This is a genomic window from Rhizobium ecuadorense (assembly GCF_001187535.1).
Taxonomy (GTDB): Bacteria; Pseudomonadota; Alphaproteobacteria; order Rhizobiales; family Rhizobiaceae; genus Rhizobium; species Rhizobium ecuadorense.
The window spans coordinates 1-270 of sequence record NZ_LFIO01000766.1; the positions used below are offsets into that span (position 1 = coordinate 1).

1 pseudogene is annotated in these 270 nt (G+C 59.6%); it reads left to right on the forward strand.

Annotation, left to right across the window (positions count from 1 at the left end):
• Positions 1-10 precede the first annotated feature (10 nt).
• Positions 11-270 (forward strand): annotated as a pseudogene (locus tag AF337_RS13795) (ABC transporter substrate-binding protein); the annotation flags it as partial.

A 270-nucleotide genomic window follows, 5' to 3' on the forward strand; every position in this document is an offset into this window, starting at 1 on the left:
GGGGAATGACATGCATTCAAAACTGATCGCTTCCGCCGCCTTGCTGGGCCTGATGATGACGACGTCGGTGTTCGCTGAGGAGGCGGCCGTACCAAAACAGACCGTCAACGACGCGCTTCACGCCCGCCTGCCGGAGAAGATCCGCACGGACGGCAAGATGATCTCCGTCAACAATGGTTCCTTTCCTCCCTATGAGATCGTCACCGGCACGAAATTGACGGGCGCCAGCGCCGATCTGACCGATGCAATCGGCCAGATGCTCGGCGTTAC